We start from the raw sequence: 17,627 nt of genomic DNA, 5'->3' as shown, positions 1-17,627 counted from the left end.
GGCATGAGCCGCTTTTCCCAGACGGACCCCGAACTCACCCACCGCCTCACCAGACGAGGCATGCTGGGCGTGGCGGCGGGCACCACGGCCGCCGCGCTGCTGGGCGCCGCCGCAACCAACGCGACCGCCGCACCCGGCACTGCATCCGCACCCGCCCCAGCCTCCGGCAGCCGCGGCCATGGCCGTCCCGTTCTCCCGCCCGGCCGCCTCGGCATCCAGCTGTACAGCCTGCGCGACAAGGTCTCCACGCTCGGCTTCGCCCCCGTCTTCGCCGAACTGGAGAAGTACGGTTACGACGAGGTCGAGTTCGCCGGCTACACCCAGGGCTCATCCGGCCCGATCACCCTCGCCCAGCTCAAGCGACTGGCCAGGAACCACGGCCTGAACCCGATCGGCAGCCACGTCGGCTACTACTCCGACGACCCGGGCGCCTACACCTTCGCGCAGAACCTCACCAAGGTCCTCGACGACGCCCAGGCCCTCGGCCTGAAGCACATAGGAACCGCCTCCGGGCCGTTCCGCTACGGCTCCACCGTCGACGCCTGGAAGCGCGCCGCCGAGGAGTTCAACACGTACGGCGCGGCGGCGAGGGCGCGCGGCATGAAGTTCTACCAGCACAACCACTCCGAGGAGTTCTCCTTCGCCACCGACAACCCCAAGGTCCGTCTCTACGACGTGCTGCTCGCCGAGACCGACCCCGACCTCGTCTTCCTGGAGATGGACATCTTCTGGGCGTACTCGGGCCAGTTCCGCTTCTCGAAGCGACCCGACGGCTCAGCCGCCCCCTTCGAACCGCTCGACTACGTGCTGAAGCAGCCGCACCGCTACCCGCTCTTCCACGTCAAGGACGGCGTGAGCGACCCGTCGAACCAGTACGGCTACGACATGGTCGACGTCGGCGACGGCGACATCGACTACAAGCGGTTCATCTCGGCCGTAACCAAGCTGCGCGGCCAGCGATTCGCCCATCACTGGCAGGCGGAGCACGACAACCCGACCGACTCCCTCACGTTCGCTCGCCGTTCGAGCGAGCATCTTCACTCGCTGCGGGAGAAGTGCTGACCGTCGTAGCGACGTGAGGAGGCCCTCCCCAGGACGGGGAGGGCCTCCTCACGTTCGCGACCTGTCAGGGTGCGGGATACGGCATCGCGGTGCGGCCCGGCTGCCGCAACAGCAACGCAATCCCCGCCGCCACCATCGACACGCCGCCGGCGAGCGCGTACGCGCCGTCGTAGCCCCAGGCCGCGACCACCATGGAGCCGAGACCGCCGCCGAACAGGCCGCTGATCAGCTTGCCGCTGTAGACGAGGCCGTAGTTGGTTGCGTTGTAGTTCTCTCCGAAGTAGTCCGGGGTGAGCGCCGCGAAGAGCGGGTAGAACGCGCCGCCGCCGAAGCCGGAGAGGAAGGCGAAGGTCAGGAACAGCCACTCGCTCCTGACGTCGCCGGCCCAGATCACACCGAACTGGGCGAGGCCCAGGACGACGATCACGAACACCAGGGTCGACTTGCGGCCCCAGCGGTCGGACAGCCAGCCCACGACACCGCGGCCGATGCCGTTGATGACCGCCATCACGCCCATCGACGAAGCCGCGACGAGTGGGCCGAAGCCGACTTCCTTGGCGTAGTCGACCTGGAAGGAGATGCCGAAGATCGATACGCCGGCGGTCAGGACGATGGACAGCCACATCAGTGGGAGCATGCCTGTCCTGATGGCCTCTCGGGGCGTGTACTGCTTCACCGCCGGAGGGTTCTTGGCCAGGCTCACCGCGTTCTTCCGGTCGCCCGTGTGCTGCAGAGGATCGATGTCGGCGGGCCACCAGTTCTTCGGGGGGTCCTTGAAGAAGAATGCGCATCCCAGGACGACGATCATGATGTAGCAGCCGATCAGGTCCAGCACCCGGTGGTAGTTCGCGGTGTCGAACCCGTAGTTGAAGATGAAGATGAACGGCAGAGATCCGTACGCGAACCCGCCATTGACGAACCCGGTCCGGGCGCCGCGCCGCTCGGGGAACCACTTGCCGACCATGTTGATGCAGGTCGCGTAGATCAGACCGGCGCCGATACCTCCGATGACGCCGAATCCGAGGATCGCGAGCCAGACATTGCCCAGGTGTGACAGGGCGAGGAACCCCAGCAGGCACATGCCGGAGCCGATGTACATGGCGGTGCGGGCCGTCAGGATGCCCTTCTCCCGCAGCCAGCCCGCCGGGAACGCGATGCCTGCTTGGAAGAACACCCAGACGCTCAGGATCCAGAAGGTGTTGCTCTGCGTCCAGCCGTGCGCGTGGGACAGGGTGTCCTCCGCGGAGCCGTACGCGTATTCGAAGACGCTGATGGCCATCATGGCGATCCACGGGAGATACACCATGAACTTGCGGGAGTGACCGAGGATGTCGCGGTCGGTCTCGCCGATGCGGTAGACGCGGCCTCGCGCGTCGGTCACCTCGCGGTAGGGACGGTGTGCGGCGTCGGATGGTGCGGACGAACTGCTTCCTGCGTACGGATCTGCCGTCATGTCAGGCCATGTCCTCGCCGAGCGGTCGTGGGTTGGGAACGATGCGGTCGTCTTCCTTGTCGCGTCCCGGTGGCCTCAGGAACAGCGCCACGCAGCCGGCGAAGAGGGAGATGGAGCCGGCCAGGATGAAGGCACCGGAGTGCCCCCACGCGCTGACGACCACGGCACCCATGCCCGCGCCGAGGCCCGAGACGAGCTTGGCGCTGTAGACCATGCCGTAGTTGGACGCGTTGTTGTTCTCGCCGAAGTAGTCGGCGGTGAGCGCCGCGAACATCGGGAAGATGGCGCCGCCGCCGAAGCCCGAGATCGCGGAGAAGACCAGGAACAGGGTCAGGTTCTTGCTGTCCGCCGACCAGAGGATGCCGAACTGGGCGAGGCCCAGGATGACGCACACGGCGAGCAGGCACCGCTTGCGGCCGTAGAGGTCGGAGAGCCAGCCGATGACGCCACGGCCGGTACCGTTGACGATCGCCTTGAGCGACATGGCCGTGGCCACGATCCCGCCCGCGAATCCGGCTTCCTCGCCGATGTCCACCTGGAACGCGATACCGAAGATGTTCACGCCGGACGTGCACGCCAGACAGAACCACATCAGGGCCACCCGGCCCGTCTTCCACGCCTCCTTGGGGGAGTACTGGTGGACCGCCGGCGGGTTCATCCGCATGGAGCGCGCCGCGCGCGGGTCCTTCGGCGGGTTGAGCGGGTCGATTTCGGCCGGCCACCAGTTCTTCGGCGGGTCCTTGAAGAAGTAGCCCGAGAACGCCACGATTCCGGCCAGGAACACACCCACCGAGACCAGCACCCAGCGGAAGTTGGTCAGGTCCATGTAGCCGTTGAAGATGAAGACGAAGGGCACCGAGCCGTAGGCGAAACCGCCGTTGACGAACCCGGTCTTGCCGCCCTTGCGCTCCGGATACCACTTGCCCACCATGTTGACGCAGGTGGCGTACACCATGCCCGCGCCCATGCCGCTGAACATGCTGAAGCCGATATAGGCGAAGACGACATGCGGCGCGAATGCCAAGGACAGGTAGCCCAGCAACGTGCCTGTCGCGCCGCACATCATCGCCCAGCGGGCCGGTAGCTTTCCGCTCTCACGCAGCTTGCCCGCGGGAAAGGCCACCGCGGCCTGGAAGAAGACCCAGACGGTCATCATCCAGAAGATGTGCATGCTGTTCCAGCTGTGCGCGGTGTGCAGGGTGTCCTCGGCCGACGCGAACGCGTACTCGGCGGAGGAGATGCCCATCATGCCGATCCAGGGGAGGATCACCATCCACTTGCGCTTTCGACCCATGATGTCGATGTCGGACTCGCCCACGCGGTAGACGCGTCCGTTCTTGTCGGCCACCTCCCGATAGGCGGCGACCCTTGGAACGTCAGTGGTTGTCACGTTAGTTGCACCCCTTGCGTCGAAAGTTCTGGCCAGCGCCCCCTGTCCAATGCCTTTCGTGCGCGCGCGGGTCCCGGGGCCGGCCGACGCGCACCGTCGGCCGGCCCCCCGCTGCCTCACCTCATGAACCGCCCCCCAACAGTCCGGCCGCCCGCGCCCACCGGTACTTGGCGCCGAGCACCGCCACCGGCTTCTCGGTGGTGTACGGGTACGCCACGACCCCGCGCTCGTAGAGGTACTGGCAGGCCTCCTCGACCTCCACGTCACCCGCGAGAGAAGCGACAACAGGCTTCTCTATGCCGCGCTCCCGGAATTCGGCCACCACGCGCGCGGTGAGCTCGGCGAAGACCATCGGGGGAGTGACGATCGTGTGCCAGTAGCCGAGCACGAGTGAGTGGATGCGCGGATCTTCCAGACCGAGCCGGATCGTCGCCTCGTACGTCGACGGCGGCTCGCCCCCGGTGATGTCCACCGGGTTGCCCGCGGCCCCGAAGGGCGGGATGAACTTCCGGAAGGCCTCGTCCAGGTCCGGCGGGATCTCCATCAGGGACAGCCCGTTGTCGGTCACCGCGTCCGACAGCAGTACGCCGCTGCCGCCGGCCCCTGTGATGATCACGATGTTGTCGCCCTTGGGAGCGGGCAGGACCGGCAACCCGCGCGCGTACTCCAGCATGTCGTTGAGTCCGGGCGCCCGGATGACACCGGCCTGCTTCAGGATGTCCTCGTACACGGCGTCGTCGCCGGCGAGGGCTCCGGTGTGCGAGCCCGCGGCCTTGGCGCCCGCCGCCGTACGACCAGCCTTGAGGACGACGACCGGCTTCTTCGGTACGGTCGCCCGCGCGGCCTCGACGAAGGCGCGCCCGTCCTTGAGGTCCTCCAGGTGCATCGCGATGCACTCGGTGTGCGGGTCCTCGCCGAACCAGGTCAGCAGGTCGTCCTCGTCCAGGTCCGACTTGTTGCCGAGGCCGACGATCGCCGACACGCCCGTCTTCGTGGTCCGTGCGAAGCCCAGGATGGCCATGCCGATGCCGCCGGACTGCGAGGTCAGCGCCACTCCGCCCTTGACGTCGTACGGCGTGCAGAACGTGGCGCACAGGTCCTGCCACGTCGAGTAGTAGCCGTAGATGTTCGGCCCGAGCAGCCGGACCCCGTGCTGCTCGGCGATGGCCACGATCTCCTCCTGGAGTTCGTGCTCACCGGTCTCCGCGAACCCGGAGGGGATCAGCACGGCGTTCGGGATCCCCTTGCGTCCCACCTCCTCCAGCGCCGAGGCCACGAACTTGGCGGGGATAGCGAAGACCGCCACATCCACCTCACCGGGAACGTCCGTGACACTCTTGTACGCCTTGCGGCCCAGAATGTCATCGGCCTTGGGGTTCACCGGATGGATGTCCCCGGCGAAACCACCATCGATGAGGTTGCGCATGACCGAATTGCCGATCTTGCCCTGCTCGTTGGAGGCACCGATGACGGCGACCGACGACGGCTGCATCAGCCGGCGCATCGAGGTGAGGATCTCCTCGCGCGAGTAGCGGCGACGCGGTTTCGCGGGTGCTTCGGAGAGGATCACGCGGATATCGGCCGCGACCGCCCCCTCCGCGGTCGCGATCACCGGATTGAGGTCCACCTCGGCGATCTCGGGGAAGTCCGCCACGAGCTGCGAGACACGGCGGATCTGCTCGGCGACCGCCCATCGGTCCACGGCAGCCTGGCCGCGCACGCCGCGCAGGATCTCCGCCGCCCGGATCGAGTCCAGCATGGACAGCGCCTCTTCGGCGTCCACCGGCGCGAGCCGGAACGTGACGTCCTTGAGGACCTCGACGAGCACCCCGCCGAGCCCGAAAGCGACGACCTTCCCGAACGTCGGGTCGGTGACCGCGCCGACGATGACCTCCTGCCCCTGCGGGAGCAGTTCCTGGACCTGCACGCCCTCGATGCGGGCATCCGCGTTGTACGCGCGGGCGTTGTCGATGATCTTGTGGAAGGCGGCCCGTACGTCCGTCGCGCCCTCGACCCCGACGATCACGCCGCCGGCGTCGGTCTTGTGCAGGATGTCGGGCGAGACGATCTTCATCACCACCGGCCCGCCGAAGCGCGCCGCGTACGCCACCGCCTCGTCGACGTCCGTCGCGAGTTCCTCGCCCGGCACGGCGATCCCGTACGCGTCGGCGATCACCTTGCCCTCGGGCGCGGTCAGCGCGGTGCGTCCCTCCCCCCGCACGGAATCGAGGAGCGTGCGCACCCGCAGGACGCGGTCTTCGGCCATCACGTCAGATCACTCCGTTCGACTTGAGCAGGCGCATTTCCTCGTCGCCGAGGCCGAGCTCGCCGATGTAGACCTCTTCGTTGTGCTGGCCGAGCAGCGGCGAACTGCTCACCTCGACGGGCGAGTCGGAGAGCTTCAGCGGGCTGCCGACGGTCACGAAGTCACCCCGCTCCGGGTGCGGCACGGTGACGACCATCTCGTTGGCGACCAGCGAGGAGTCCTCGATGATCTCCTTGGTGGAGAGGATCGGCCCGCACGGGATGTTGTGCGCGTTGAGCCGCTCCAGCACCTCCCACTTGGGCAGCGTCGAGGACCACTCCTCGATCAGCTGGAACATCTTGCCGAGCTTGGGCAGCCGGGCCTCCGGCGTCGCCCACTCCGGGTCGTCGGCGAGTTCGGGCCGGCCGATGAGCTCGCTGAGCGGCTGCCAGCCGACCGGCTGCACGATGACGTACACATAGTCGTTCGGGCCGCCCGGCGCGCACTTGACCGCCCAGCCGGGCTGACCGCCGCCGGACGCGTTCCCCGAGCGGGGAACTTCCGTGCCGAAGTCCTCGTTCGGATATTCAGCAAGCGGCCCATGTGCCAGGCGCTGCTGGTCCCTCAGCTTCACCCGGCACAGGTTGAGTACAGCGTGCTGCATGGCCACGTTGACCCGCTGCCCACGCCCGGTGTTCTCGCGCTGGAACAGCGCCGCGAGAATCCCCGCGACGGCGTGCACACCCGTCCCCGAGTCCCCGATCTGGGCTCCGGTCGCCAGCGGCGGCCCGTCCTCGAAACCGGTGGTCGACATCGACCCGCCCATGGCCTGCGCGACGACCTCGTACGCCTTGAAGTTGGTGTACGGACCGTCGCCGAACCCCTTGATGGAGGCATAGACGATACGCGGATTGATCTCCTGGATGCGGTCCCAGGTGAAGCCCATGCGGTCGACCGCGCCCGGTCCGAAGTTCTCGACCATGACGTCGGAGCGCCGGATCAGCTCGGTGAGGATCTCCTTGCCGCGATCGGTCTTGGTGTTGAGGGTGATGCTCCGCTTGTTGCAGTTGAGCATCGTGAAGTAGAGGGAGTCCACGTCCGGGAGATCGCGCAGCTGCTTGCGCGTGATGTCACCGGTCGGCGCCTCCAGCTTGACGACGTCCGCGCCGAGCCAGGCGAGCAGCTGGGTCGCGGAGGGGCCGGACTGGACGTGCGTCATGTCCAGGACGCGGATGCCTTCGAGAGCCTTGGTCGTCACCAGGTCACCTCACTTGTACATGGTCTGGTTCATGGTTCCGGGGGCGTACGCGTCGGGGTCGACCCAGACGTTGATCAGCGAGGGCTTTCCGGACTCGCGGGCTCGGCGCAGCGCGGGGCCGATGTCGGCGGGGTCTCGCACCTCCTCGCCGTAACCGCCCAGCATCTGCGCGAACTTGTCGTAGTGGACGTCGCCGAGCGTGTTGCCGACCCGCTCGCGCTCCAGGCCGTACTTCTGGGCCTGGCCGTAGCGGATCTGGTTCATGGAGGAGTTGTTGCCGACGATGCCGACGAAGGGGAGGTTGTAGCGGACGAGAGTCTCGAAGTCCCAGCCGGTGAGGGAGAACGCGCCGTCGCCGAAGAGCGCGACGACCTCCTTGTCGGGCCGGGCCTGCTTGGCCGCGAGCACGAACGGCACCCCGACGCCGAGCGTGCCCAGCGGGCCCGGGTCCATCCAGTGTCCGGGCGACTTGGGCTGCACGACCTGCCCGGAGAAGGTGACGATGTCGCCGCCGTCGCCGATGTAGATCGAGTCCTCGGTGAGGAAGTCGTTGATCTCGCTGACCAGCCGGTACGGGTGGATCGGTGAGGCGTCCGACTTCAGGCTCGGCAGCCGCTTCTCGAGGGCGGTCTGCTCGGCGGCGCGCAGCTCGTCGAGCCACTCCTTGCGCTTCGACGCGCCCCCGTTGACGCGTCCGGAGGCGGCCTCGGTGACCGACTTCAGCACCAGCCCGGCGTCGCCCACGACCCCGAGGTCGATGTCGCGGTTCTTGCCGACGGTGCGGTAGTCGAGGTCGATCTGCACGACGGTCGCGTCCGGCGACAGCCGCTTGCCGTAGCCCATGCGGAAGTCGAAGGGCGTGCCGACGATGACGATGACATCGGCGTTGGAGAAGGCGTACCTCCGTGACAACTGGAAGTGGTGCGGGTCGCCGGGCGGGAGCGTGCCGCGACCTGCCCCGTTCATGTACGCGGGGATGTTGAGGGTGCGGACGAGCTCGATGGCCGCCTCGGTGCCGCGTGTCGTCCACACCTGGCTGCCGAGCAGGATGGCCGGCTTCTCGGCGTGGACCAGCAGGTCGGCGAGCTTCTCGATGGCCTCGGGGTCGCCGGCCGAGCGGGTGGAGGCACGGTAGGCGCCGGCCTTGGGCACACGCGCCTTGGCCGCCGGTACCTTGGCGTCGAGGACGTCGCGCGGGATCTCCAGGAAGGAGGGCCCGGGCGCACCGTGGTAGCACTCGCGGAACGCCATCGACACCATGTCCGCCGCGCGTGCCGTGTCCGGGACGGCGGCCGCGAACTTGGTGATCGGCGTCATCATGTCGACGTGCGGCAGGTCCTGGAGGGACCCCATCTTGTGCTGGGTGAGGGCGCCCTGGCCGCCGATGAGCAGCATCGGGGACTCGGCGCGGAAGGCGTTGGCGACACCGGTGACGGCGTCGGTGGTGCCGGGACCCGCGGTGACGACCGCGCAGCCGGGCTTGCCGGTGATGCGGGCGTAGCCGTCGGCGGCGTGGGCGGCGACCTGTTCGTGACGGACGTCGACGACTTCGATGCCCTCGTCGACGCAGCCGTCGTAGATGTCGATGATGTGGCCGCCGCACAAGGTGTAGATGCGGTCGACCCCCTCGGCCTTCAGCGCCTTGGCAACGAGATGACCACCGGAAATGACGTCCTGTGTGTCGTCGGGCATGGCGAAGTCCTGTCCCTTCGTAGGGGGGTGGAACGGCTCTCGCGGTACATTGCATACAGTCGACGAATACTGTATGAACCTTGTTATCCCGCATCCGGTGGGTGGTGTCCAGGGGGCGTGCGGCACTTTCGAGTCAGGAGCCGGAATGGACCTGTACGAACACCAGGCAAGGGAACTTTTCGAGGAATACGGCATCTTGGTGCCGCGGGCAGAGGTGACCGACTCGCCCAAGGAAGCCCGCGAGATCGCACGTCGGCTCGGTGGCCGGGTCGTGGTCAAGGCTCAGGTGAAGACCGGTGGCCGGGGCAAGGCGGGCGGCGTGAAGCTCGCCGCGGACCCTGCCGCTGCCGAGCTCACGGCACGCCAGATCCTCGGCATGGACATCAAGGGCCACACGGTCGGCAAGGTGATGCTGGCCCAACCCGTCGACATCGAGACCGAGTTCTACGTGTCCTACGTGCTCGACCGGGCGGCGGGTGGCTTTGTCGCCATCGCCTCGGCCGAAGGCGGCATGGACATCGAGGAGGTGGCCGCAAGCCGGCCGGAGGCCGTGGCCCGCATCCCCGTCGACCCCGCCGAGGGCGTCACCTCCGCGAAGGCCGCCGAGATCACGCAAGCGGCCGGACTGCCGTCGCAGACCGTCGACGTCCTCATACGGCTCTGGGAGGTGCTGGTCCGCGAGGACGCCGTCCTGGTGGAGGTGAACCCGCTGGTCCGCACCGGGCAGGGGCAGATCCTCGCCCTCGACGGCAAGGTCACCCTCGACGACAACGCCCGCTTCAGGCAGGCGCGTTGGGGCGCGGACGGCGTGGAACACGACGACGCGCTGGAGGCCGCGGCGGCCGCCAAGGGTCTCAACTACGTCAAGCTCGACGGCGAGGTCGGCATCATCGGCAACGGCGCCGGCCTCGTCATGTCGACCCTCGACGTCGTCGCGGGCTGCGGCGCCCGCCCCGCGAACTTCCTCGACATCGGCGGCGGCGCATCGGCCCAGATCATGGCCGACGGTCTGTCGGTCATCCTGTCCGACCCGGCCGTGAAGTCGGTCTTCGTCAACGTCTTCGGCGGGATCACCGCGTGCGATGCCGTCGCGGACGGCATCGTGCAGGCCCTGGACACAGTCCAGTTGACCAAGCCTCTCGTCGTGCGCCTCGACGGGAACAACGCGGCCCGGGGCCGGGCCATCCTCGACGACCGTGCCCACCCCCTGGTCCAGCAGGCCACCACCATGGACGGCGCCGCGCTGCGGGCCGCCCAACTCGCCACCACAGCCTGAGGAGACGTGACGACATGGCCATCTACCTCACCAAGGAGAGCAAGGTCCTCGTCCAGGGCATGACCGGCGGCGAGGGCATGAAGCACACCCGGCGCATGCTCGCCGCCGGCACGAACGTCGTCGGCGGCGTCAACCCGCGCAAGGCCGGCCGCACCGTCGACTTCGACGACCGAGCCGTCCCCGTGTTCGGGTCGGTCGCCGACGGGATGCGCGCGACCGGCGCCGACGTGACCGTGGTCTTCGTGCCGCCCGCCTTCACCAAGGCGGCCGTGGTCGAGGCCGCCGACGCCGGCATCGGGCTCGCCGTCGTGATCACGGAGGGCATCCCGGTCCACGACTCCGTCGCCTTCGCCTCGTACGCGAAGGCCAAGGGCACTCGCGTCATCGGCCCCAACTGCCCGGGCCTGATCACCCCCGGCCAGTCCAACGCCGGCATCATCCCGGCCGACATCACCAAGCCCGGCCGCATCGGTCTGGTCTCCAAGTCCGGCACGCTCACCTACCAACTGATGTACGAGCTGCGCGACATCGGCTTCTCCACATGTGTCGGCATCGGCGGCGATCCGGTCGTCGGCACCACCCACATCGACTGCCTGGCAGCCTTCCAGGACGACCCCGACACCGAACTCATCGTCCTCATCGGGGAGATCGGCGGCGACGCGGAGGAGCGCGCGGCCGCCTACATCCGCGATCACGTCACCAAGCCGGTCGTCGGCTACATCGCCGGATTCACCGCCCCCGAGGGCAAGACGATGGGGCACGCGGGCGCGATCGTGTCCGGCTCGTCCGGCACGGCGGCGGCGAAGCAGGAAGCACTGGAAGCGGTCGGCGTGGGAGTCGGCAGCACACCCACCGAGACCGCGCGCCTGGTGCTGGACCGCCTGGGCGTCGAGGCGTGACGTCACTCATAGTCGGCGTGAGGTCACTTTCAGGAGTTGCCGCACGCCGCTAACTTCCGCCGTAGCCATCAACGACCGCCCCCGATTGTGCACCGAGAGCGGAGAACCCCATGGCAACCACCCTCACCCTCAAATCCGGCACCTCGTGGACCGACGCCTGGCAGCGCTGCCTCGCGGTCGCCCCCGAGGCCTTCCGGGACGACCGCGTCCTCAACCTCTGGAACTCCACCTGGCAGGCGGACGGCCGGGCCCTGCCCGCCACCAGCCCCGTCGACGGCAGCCCGATCGCCGGCCCGCCGCGCCTGGACCGGGCCACCGCCCACCAGGCCGTGCGCGCGTCGCTGGACCAGCACCGCGCCTGGCGGCACATCCCGCTGGACGAGCGCCGAGCCCGCGTCGCGGCAACCCTCGACGCCCTGACCCAGCACCGGGACCTGCTCGCCCTGTTGCTCGTCTGGGAGATCGGCAAGCCCTGGCGGCTGGCCCGGGCGGACGTCGACCGGGCCATCGACGGCGTGCGCTGGTACGTCGACGGCATCGAGCCGATGGTCACCGGCCGGGCCCCGCTGGACGGCCCGGTGTCCAACATCGCGAGCTGGAACTACCCGATGAGCGTGCTCGTTCACGCAGTGTTGGTACAGGCATTGGCAGGCAACGCGGTCATCGCGAAGACCCCGACCGACGGCGGTGTCGCCTGTCTGACCCTGGCCTGCGCGTTGGCCGCCCGCGAGGGAATTCCCGTCACCCTCGTCAGCGGCAGCGGGGGCGAGCTGTCGGAGGCACTGGTGCGGGCGCCCGAGATCGGCTGCGTCTCCTTCGTCGGCGGCCGCGACACCGGCGCCGCGGTGGCCACGGCCGTCGCCGACCTCGGCAAACGACACGTACTCGAACAGGAAGGACTCAACACCTGGGGCATCTGGAACTACACGGACTGGGACGCGCTCACGGCGGTCGTGCCCAAGCTCTTCGACTACGGCAAGCAGCGCTGTACGGCGTACCCGCGCTTCGTCGTTCAGCGCGAGCTGTTCGACGAGTTCCTCGCGGCGTACCTCCCGGCGGTGCGCACGCTCAGGGTCGGCCACCCACTGGCGGTGGAGAAACGGGACGACGACCCCTTCCCGCAACTGGACTTCGGGCCGGTGATCAACGCTGCCAAGGCCAAGGAACTCCAGGACCAGGTGGCGGAGGCGATCGACCGGGGCGCCGTCCCGCTGCACCGGGGCAAGCCGGCTGACGCCCGCTTCCTGCCCGGCCAGGACACCTCGGCGTACGTCCAGCCGGTCACGCTGCTCAATCCGCCGCCGTCCTCCCCGCTCCACCACGCGGAACCCTTCGGCCCGGTCGACACCATCGTCCTGGTCGACACCGAGGCGGAGCTGCTGGCGGCGATGAACGCGTCCAACGGCGCGCTGGTCGCCACGCTGTCCACCGACGACCGGGCGACGTACGAGCGCCTGGCCCCGCAGATCCGTGCGTTCAAGGTCGGCCACGGCAAGCCGCGCTCCCGGGGCGACCGTGACGAACTGTTCGGGGGGTTCGGCGCGTCCTGGCGCGGGGCGTTCGTCGGCGGCGAACTGCTGGTGCGCGCGGTGACACAGGGGCCGGCCGGAGAGCGGTTGCCCGGGAACTTCCCGGAGTATCAGCTCGGCCCGTGAGGAGGGGGCGTCGAGTTCGACGCCGGGTTCGCCACGCGGTTCTGCCGCGTGGGTGCCCGGCGTCGGTCGCCGACGCGATGGCCCAGGGGGGCCTGGCGCGCCCCTGGTTGACCTGCAATCGGTCAGCCGATGCCCTGGCGGTCCGGATGCAGGGCGAACGCGCGGTCCGACGGGAACTGCTCGGCGCGGTCGACCGCCTGGTGGAGGAGTTCGCGGTGGCGCGAGAGCGGCTCGCTGCGTTCCGGCGGTGCGAGCAGAAGAAGGTCGTCCAGTCCGGCCAGCATGCGCCGTGAGACCTGCGGGTTGCCGATGGCGCAGCCCCGTACCTCGGTGAACCCGAGATCCACCAGCTCGGTCCACCCCGGCACGGGCTGCACCAGGCGCACGGCCCCGCGCCGGTCCCGGTGCAGGGCGGCGTCCAGCGGCCGACGGCTCAGCGCGGCCAGGAACTGGACGACACGGTCCAGCGCCTGGACGGCGGTCGTCGGGTCGTTGATCGCGGGCGACAGGGCGCGCAGCGCGATGTCCGACAACTGGCGCAGCCCGAAGCCGAGATCCTGGTGGTAGGTCCGCTCCACACCCACCGAGATCGTGTACCGCAGCGCCCGGCGTGGCGGGGCCGCACCGCCGTGCACCGCCAGCAGGGGCGTACCAGGCACCACGAAGTCCCCGATCCGAGGGAGCAGCCGCAGCACCACCCCGTGTTTGCGAGCCGTCCGGACCAACCGCGTGATGTGCACGTCCCGCAGCACCCCCGCCCGGCCCTCGTGCGGCACCCAAGCGGTCGCGGTGCCGAGGTCGGGCGTGTCCGTTCCGTCCGCCGACACGGGCACCGTCGCGGCCACGCGGAAGGACTCCGTGGCGATCCGTGCGATCACGTGGCTGATCCGCATCAGTCGCAGAGTGGTGTTCACGTACAGCACGAAGAGCAGCAGGCTCAACGCGACCATGCAGAGGGTGAGAACCGACTGCACCAAAGGCACCGTCGTGACGGTACGGGCATCGTCGGCGGTGTCGAAGGCGGTCAGCACCAGCAGGCTCAGCACGAAGGTCGCCAGGAAGACCGCGAAGGTCGCTTTGGTGATCCGGCTCCGCACGAAGAGCCGGACCACGCGCGGGGTGAACTGCCCGCTCGCCATCTGCACGGCCACGAGCGAGATGCTGAAGACCACACCGATGAAGGTCATCATCGCCGAGGCGACAGCGCTCACAACGGCCTTCGCGTCGTCCGCGAACCGCAGCAGCTCGTCGAGCGTCTCGTAGTCGCCGTCCTTCTGGAGCGCCTCGACGATGGCTGCGTCGAGTGCTTGAGCCCCCACCCAGACCACGAAGACAGCCACCATTGCAGCCGTCGGGGCGAACCAGAACGTGTCCCGCAGATGCTCCCTGAGGGGCGACAGCGGACGCGGGCGACGCCCTGCGGCGGGGCTCTGCGTAACCGTCCAGTCACTCATGATGCGACCCTAAGGGCATCGGGCCGTGTGGTCCCGGACCCCCGCCCGGTGGACGGAAACGCAGGTGAAAGGCACTCCGAAAGCTTGGTATTGTTGTCCACGTCGCCGCCGGGAAGGTCCCCGGCAAGGCGGCAGACACCTGGTCCGGGTGGCGGAATGGCAGACGCGCTAGCTTGAGGTGCTAGTGCCCTTTATCGGGCGTGGGGGTTCAAGTCCCCCCTCGGACACAGATCACTTGCAACCCGTGCGGGTCGAGATCGCATCGACCCGCACGGGTTGTTCTGTTGGAGCGATTGATCGGTACCGTCTGCGGGCTTAGCCTCGCCCGTATGGTGCGCAGTGCGGCGGACGACGTCGACAGCTATCTCGCCGAGGTGCCGGCCGAGCGCGTGCAGGCCCTGACGCGGCTGCGGGAGCTGTGCCGCGCGGAGCTTCCCGGCTTCACTGAGACGATGACGTACGGCATGCCGACGTATCAGCGCGACGGTGCGGCCGAGATCGCGTTCGCGAGCCAGCGGCAGTACATCTCCTTCTATCTGATGCGCAGCGACGTCCGGGACGAGTTCGAGGACCGACTGGCCGGACAGGACATGGGCAAGGGCTGCCTGCGCTTCCGTAAGCCGGAGAAGATCGACTTCGGCCTTGTCCGGGACCTGCTGCGCGCGACCGCGGCAGGACCTGGCTCGATCTGCTGACCGCTCGTCCCGGCCGGGCCCCCTCGTCATCCGTCAGGCGGCCGCCGGGGAAATTCGCGTGCCGCGGCCCCGTCCCGCTCCCTACACTCACCACACCAGCACGCGCCGTCCACCAGCCGGCGGCGCGTCGTCGTGACGAGTCGAGGGGAGCCGGGCCGTGCGTGATCGCATGTCTGTCGTCGTCTCCCCCTCCCGGTACGAGGTGATCCTCGTGTCCTCGTGCGCCCGGTGCCCGCTGCGCGGCCGGCACCGGATGCCCGTGACGACCATCTGACAGCGCCCGAGCACGTCAACAGACCTGCCTTGCCCTCCTCCGACGGCTCGACAGGTCCAGCTCGCGTGCGCCCGCCCGCCGTCCGGGAATCGCGCTGACCTCTTCCCGCTTCCGGAACATCCGAAAGGCCAAGGGCCGTGCGCACCAACCTCAAGACCGACCGCATGACCGACCTCAACACCCTCGCCGTCGTCCGTAACCTCGGCATCCTCGCCCATGTCGACGCCGGCAAGACCACCGTCACCGAGCGGATCCTGTACGCCACCGGAACCACCCACAAGCGGGGCGAGGTCCACGACGGCACCACCGTCACCGACTTCGACCCGCAGGAACGGGACCGCGGCATCACCATCTTCGCGGCGGCGGTCAGTTGTGCCTGGGACGGTCACCGGATCAATCTGATCGACACCCCCGGGCACGTCGACTTCGCCGACGAGGTGGAGCGTTCGCTGCGTGTCCTGGACGGCGCGGTCGCGGTGTTCGACGCCGTGGCGGGGGTCGAACCGCAGAGCGAGTCGGTGTGGCGGCAGGCCGACCGGCACGGCGTTCCCAGGATCGCGTTCGTCAACAAGCTCGACCGAGCCGGGGCCGACCTCGACACGGCCGTCGCGTCGATCAGGGAACGGCTGCATCCGGCTCCGCTGGTCGTGCAGTTGCCCATCGGCGCGGAGGACGGATTCCGCGGGGTCGTGGACCTCGTACGTATGCGGGCGCTGGTGTGGGCCGACGGCGCCGAAACGGCCGTGGAAGGACCGGTGCCGGTAGAACTCCTGGACGAGGCGCACCGGCGCAGGCGGCTGCTGGAGGAGGCGGTGGCCGAACTGCATGCCGGCGCGCTGGAGGAGTTCTGCGCGGGGTCGGCGCTCTGTGCGCAGACGCTGGTCGCCGCCCTGCGCGAGCTGACCCGCAGCGGTGAGGGCGTGGTCGTGCTGTGCGGCTCGGCCTACCGCAACCGGGGTGTCGAGCCGTTGCTCGACGCGGTCGTGGCGTATCTGCCGTCGCCGCTAGACGTGCCGGCCGTACGTGGTCTGCGCGACGGCGCCGACGAGGAGCGGCACGCCGACCCGTCGGCACCGTTCGCGGCGCTGGCGTTCAAGGTGAGCGCGACCCCGACCGGGCGGTTGACCTATCTGCGGGTGTACTCGGGAACGATCGAGAAGGGAGGCATGGTGTTCGACGCGGTCGCGCGGCGTACGGAGCGGATCGGGCGGATCCTGCGGGTGCAGGCCGACCGTCACGCCCACGTCGACCGTGCCGTCGCCGGGGACATCGTGGCGGTGGTCGGACTGAAGTCGGCTCGACCGGGCACCACCCTCTGTGCCCCGGACGCCCCGCTCGTCCTCGAACCGCCGAGCGTGGCCGACCCGGTGGTGTCCGTGGCGGTCGAGGCCCGCAGGTCCACCGACATCGACCGGCTGGCCTCGGCGCTGGCCCGGCTGGCGGAGGAGGATCCGTCGCTGGTCGTGCGGACCGACGCCGAGACCGGCCAGACGGTGCTGTCCGGCATGGGTGAACTGCATCTGGAGGTCGCGGTGGAGAAGATCCGGCGTGACCTCGGGCTGGATGTCAACGTCGGCCGGCCGCGGGTGTCGTACCGTGAGACGGTTGGCCGAGGGGTGTCCGGCTTCGTGTTCCGGCATGTCAAACAGGACGGTGGAGCGGGACAGTTCGCCCATGTGGTTCTCGATGTCGAACCCTTGACGGCCCCGGCCACGGCGGCCGAACAGGGCGTCAGGGGCTTCGAGTTCCGCTCGACCGTCGTCGGCGGCCGGGTCCCGCAGGAGTACGTCCGTGCCGTCGAGGCCGGCTGCCGCGACGCCCTCGCCGAGGGTCCGCTCGGCGGCCATCCGGTGACCGGCCTGCGCGTCACCCTCACCGACGGGTCGACCCATGTGAAGGACTCCTCCGACACGGCCTTCCGTACGGCAGGCCGGCTCGGCCTCCGCGATGCCCTGCGCGCTTGCGCGATGGTCCTCCTGGAGCCGGTCGTCGAGGTCACGGTCACCGTGCCGGAGGAAGCGGTCGGCTTGGTGCTCGGCGACCTGGCCGCCCGCCGCGGCCGCGTCACGGGCTCCGTCACCCGGGCGGGCGCGGCGGTCGTGACGGCGACCGTGCCGCTGGCCGAGCTGTTCGGTTACGCCACCCGGCTGCGTAGCCGTACGCAGGGACGCGGCACGTTCACGGCCCGGCCCACCGGCTATGCGCCGGCGCCGGTCGCTGCGGTGTCGCGCTAGGCCACAGGGCCCCGTCCTCGACGGACGGGGCCCTCGTCCG

At 69.1% G+C, this 17,627-nt stretch carries 12 protein-coding genes and 1 tRNA gene; 7 read left to right on the top strand and 6 right to left on the bottom strand.

All coding sequences use genetic code 11. From position 1 onward, the window contains the following. The first annotated feature begins 3 nt into the window (after positions 1 to 3). Entirely contained in the window at positions 4 to 1,062 is a 1,059-nt protein-coding gene (locus ACFY5C_RS03530) for a sugar phosphate isomerase/epimerase family protein (protein WP_389439899.1), read from the top strand. A 64-nt stretch (positions 1,063 to 1,126) separates the two neighbouring features. Here ACFY5C_RS03530 and ACFY5C_RS03525 read toward each other — a convergent pair whose 3' ends face one another. The 5 genes from ACFY5C_RS03525 to ACFY5C_RS03505 all read right to left on the bottom strand — a co-directional run bounded on the left by ACFY5C_RS03525 (position 1,127) and on the right by ACFY5C_RS03505 (position 9,100). After that, positions 1,127 to 2,515: an OFA family MFS transporter gene (locus ACFY5C_RS03525; RefSeq protein ID WP_389439897.1), complete on the bottom strand. Its 1,389-nt coding sequence runs from the start codon at positions 2,513 to 2,515 to the stop codon at positions 1,127 to 1,129. Between the two features lies 1 nt (position 2,516). After that, entirely contained in the window at positions 2,517 to 3,905 is a 1,389-nt protein-coding gene (locus ACFY5C_RS03520) for an OFA family MFS transporter (protein WP_389439895.1), read from the bottom strand. Between the two features lie 121 nt (positions 3,906 to 4,026). Further along, positions 4,027 to 6,171 (bottom strand): acetate--CoA ligase family protein, encoded by a 2,145-nt coding sequence (locus tag ACFY5C_RS03515; protein ID WP_389440694.1) that lies wholly within the window; start codon positions 6,169 to 6,171, stop codon positions 4,027 to 4,029. Between the two features lie 4 nt (positions 6,172 to 6,175). Further along, a complete protein-coding gene (frc, locus tag ACFY5C_RS03510; protein WP_389439893.1) occupies positions 6,176 to 7,408 on the bottom strand; it encodes a formyl-CoA transferase in 1,233 nt (410 codons plus the stop codon). A 9-nt stretch (positions 7,409 to 7,417) separates the two neighbouring features. Next, positions 7,418 to 9,100 (bottom strand): thiamine pyrophosphate-binding protein, encoded by a 1,683-nt coding sequence (locus ACFY5C_RS03505; protein WP_389439891.1) that lies wholly within the window; start codon positions 9,098 to 9,100, stop codon positions 7,418 to 7,420. A gap of 145 nt (positions 9,101 to 9,245) precedes the next feature. On the opposite strand from ACFY5C_RS03505, the gene sucC reads away from it, so the two are divergent. From sucC to ACFY5C_RS03490, 3 genes are all read left to right on the top strand, one after another. Continuing rightward, on the top strand, positions 9,246 to 10,376 hold the full coding sequence (sucC, locus tag ACFY5C_RS03500) for an ADP-forming succinate--CoA ligase subunit beta (RefSeq protein ID WP_389439889.1): 1,131 nt from the start codon (positions 9,246 to 9,248) through the stop codon (positions 10,374 to 10,376). Positions 10,377 to 10,390: 14 nt separating this feature from the next. Continuing rightward, a complete protein-coding gene (gene sucD, locus ACFY5C_RS03495; RefSeq protein ID WP_389439887.1) occupies positions 10,391 to 11,275 on the top strand; it encodes a succinate--CoA ligase subunit alpha in 885 nt (294 codons plus the stop codon). Between the two features lie 110 nt (positions 11,276 to 11,385). Beyond that, the gene (locus ACFY5C_RS03490; RefSeq protein ID WP_389439885.1) at positions 11,386 to 12,930 is read left to right on the top strand and encodes an aldehyde dehydrogenase family protein; all 1,545 of its coding nucleotides are present in this window, start codon (positions 11,386 to 11,388) and stop codon (positions 12,928 to 12,930) included. Positions 12,931 to 13,052: 122 nt separating this feature from the next. Here ACFY5C_RS03490 and ACFY5C_RS03485 read toward each other — a convergent pair whose 3' ends face one another. Next, a complete protein-coding gene (locus ACFY5C_RS03485) occupies positions 13,053 to 14,384 on the bottom strand; it encodes a DUF2254 domain-containing protein (RefSeq protein ID WP_389439883.1) in 1,332 nt (443 codons plus the stop codon). Between the two features lie 142 nt (positions 14,385 to 14,526). Here ACFY5C_RS03485 and ACFY5C_RS03480 point away from each other — a divergent pair. From ACFY5C_RS03480 to fusA, 3 genes are all read left to right on the top strand, one after another. Further along, positions 14,527 to 14,611: transfer RNA gene (locus ACFY5C_RS03480), tRNA-Leu, on the top strand. A 102-nt stretch (positions 14,612 to 14,713) separates the two neighbouring features. Then, complete coding sequence (locus tag ACFY5C_RS03475; protein ID WP_389439881.1) at positions 14,714 to 15,079, top strand: iron chaperone; 366 nt, start codon at positions 14,714 to 14,716, stop codon at positions 15,077 to 15,079. 438 nt (positions 15,080 to 15,517) lie between these two features. Beyond that, the gene (gene fusA / locus ACFY5C_RS03470; RefSeq protein WP_389440691.1) at positions 15,518 to 17,587 is read left to right on the top strand and encodes an elongation factor G; all 2,070 of its coding nucleotides are present in this window, start codon (positions 15,518 to 15,520) and stop codon (positions 17,585 to 17,587) included. Positions 17,588 to 17,627: the final 40 nt, after the last annotated feature.

It is taken from the genome of Streptomyces sp. NPDC012935, assembly GCF_042900345.1.
GTDB lineage: Bacteria > Actinomycetota > Actinomycetes > Streptomycetales > Streptomycetaceae > Streptomyces.
This window is presented reverse-complemented; position numbering and strand designations above follow the sequence as displayed.

Coding starts and splice junctions, on each gene's coding strand:
- ACFY5C_RS03525 (WP_389439897.1), bottom strand. CDS start 2,515: ATGACGGCAGATCCGTACGCAGGAAGCAGTTCGTCCGCACCATCCGAC.
- ACFY5C_RS03505 (WP_389439891.1), bottom strand. CDS start 9,100: ATGCCCGACGACACACAGGACGTCATTTCCGGTGGTCATCTCGTTGCC.
- ACFY5C_RS03475 (WP_389439881.1), top strand. CDS start 14,714: ATGGTGCGCAGTGCGGCGGACGACGTCGACAGCTATCTCGCCGAGGTG.
- ACFY5C_RS03485 (WP_389439883.1), bottom strand. CDS start 14,384: ATGAGTGACTGGACGGTTACGCAGAGCCCCGCCGCAGGGCGTCGCCCG.
- sucC (WP_389439889.1), top strand. CDS start 9,246: ATGGACCTGTACGAACACCAGGCAAGGGAACTTTTCGAGGAATACGGC.
- sucD (WP_389439887.1), top strand. CDS start 10,391: ATGGCCATCTACCTCACCAAGGAGAGCAAGGTCCTCGTCCAGGGCATG.
- fusA (WP_389440691.1), top strand. CDS start 15,518: ATGACCGACCTCAACACCCTCGCCGTCGTCCGTAACCTCGGCATCCTC.
- ACFY5C_RS03515 (WP_389440694.1), bottom strand. CDS start 6,171: ATGGCCGAAGACCGCGTCCTGCGGGTGCGCACGCTCCTCGATTCCGTG.
- ACFY5C_RS03490 (WP_389439885.1), top strand. CDS start 11,386: ATGGCAACCACCCTCACCCTCAAATCCGGCACCTCGTGGACCGACGCC.
- ACFY5C_RS03530 (WP_389439899.1), top strand. CDS start 4: ATGAGCCGCTTTTCCCAGACGGACCCCGAACTCACCCACCGCCTCACC.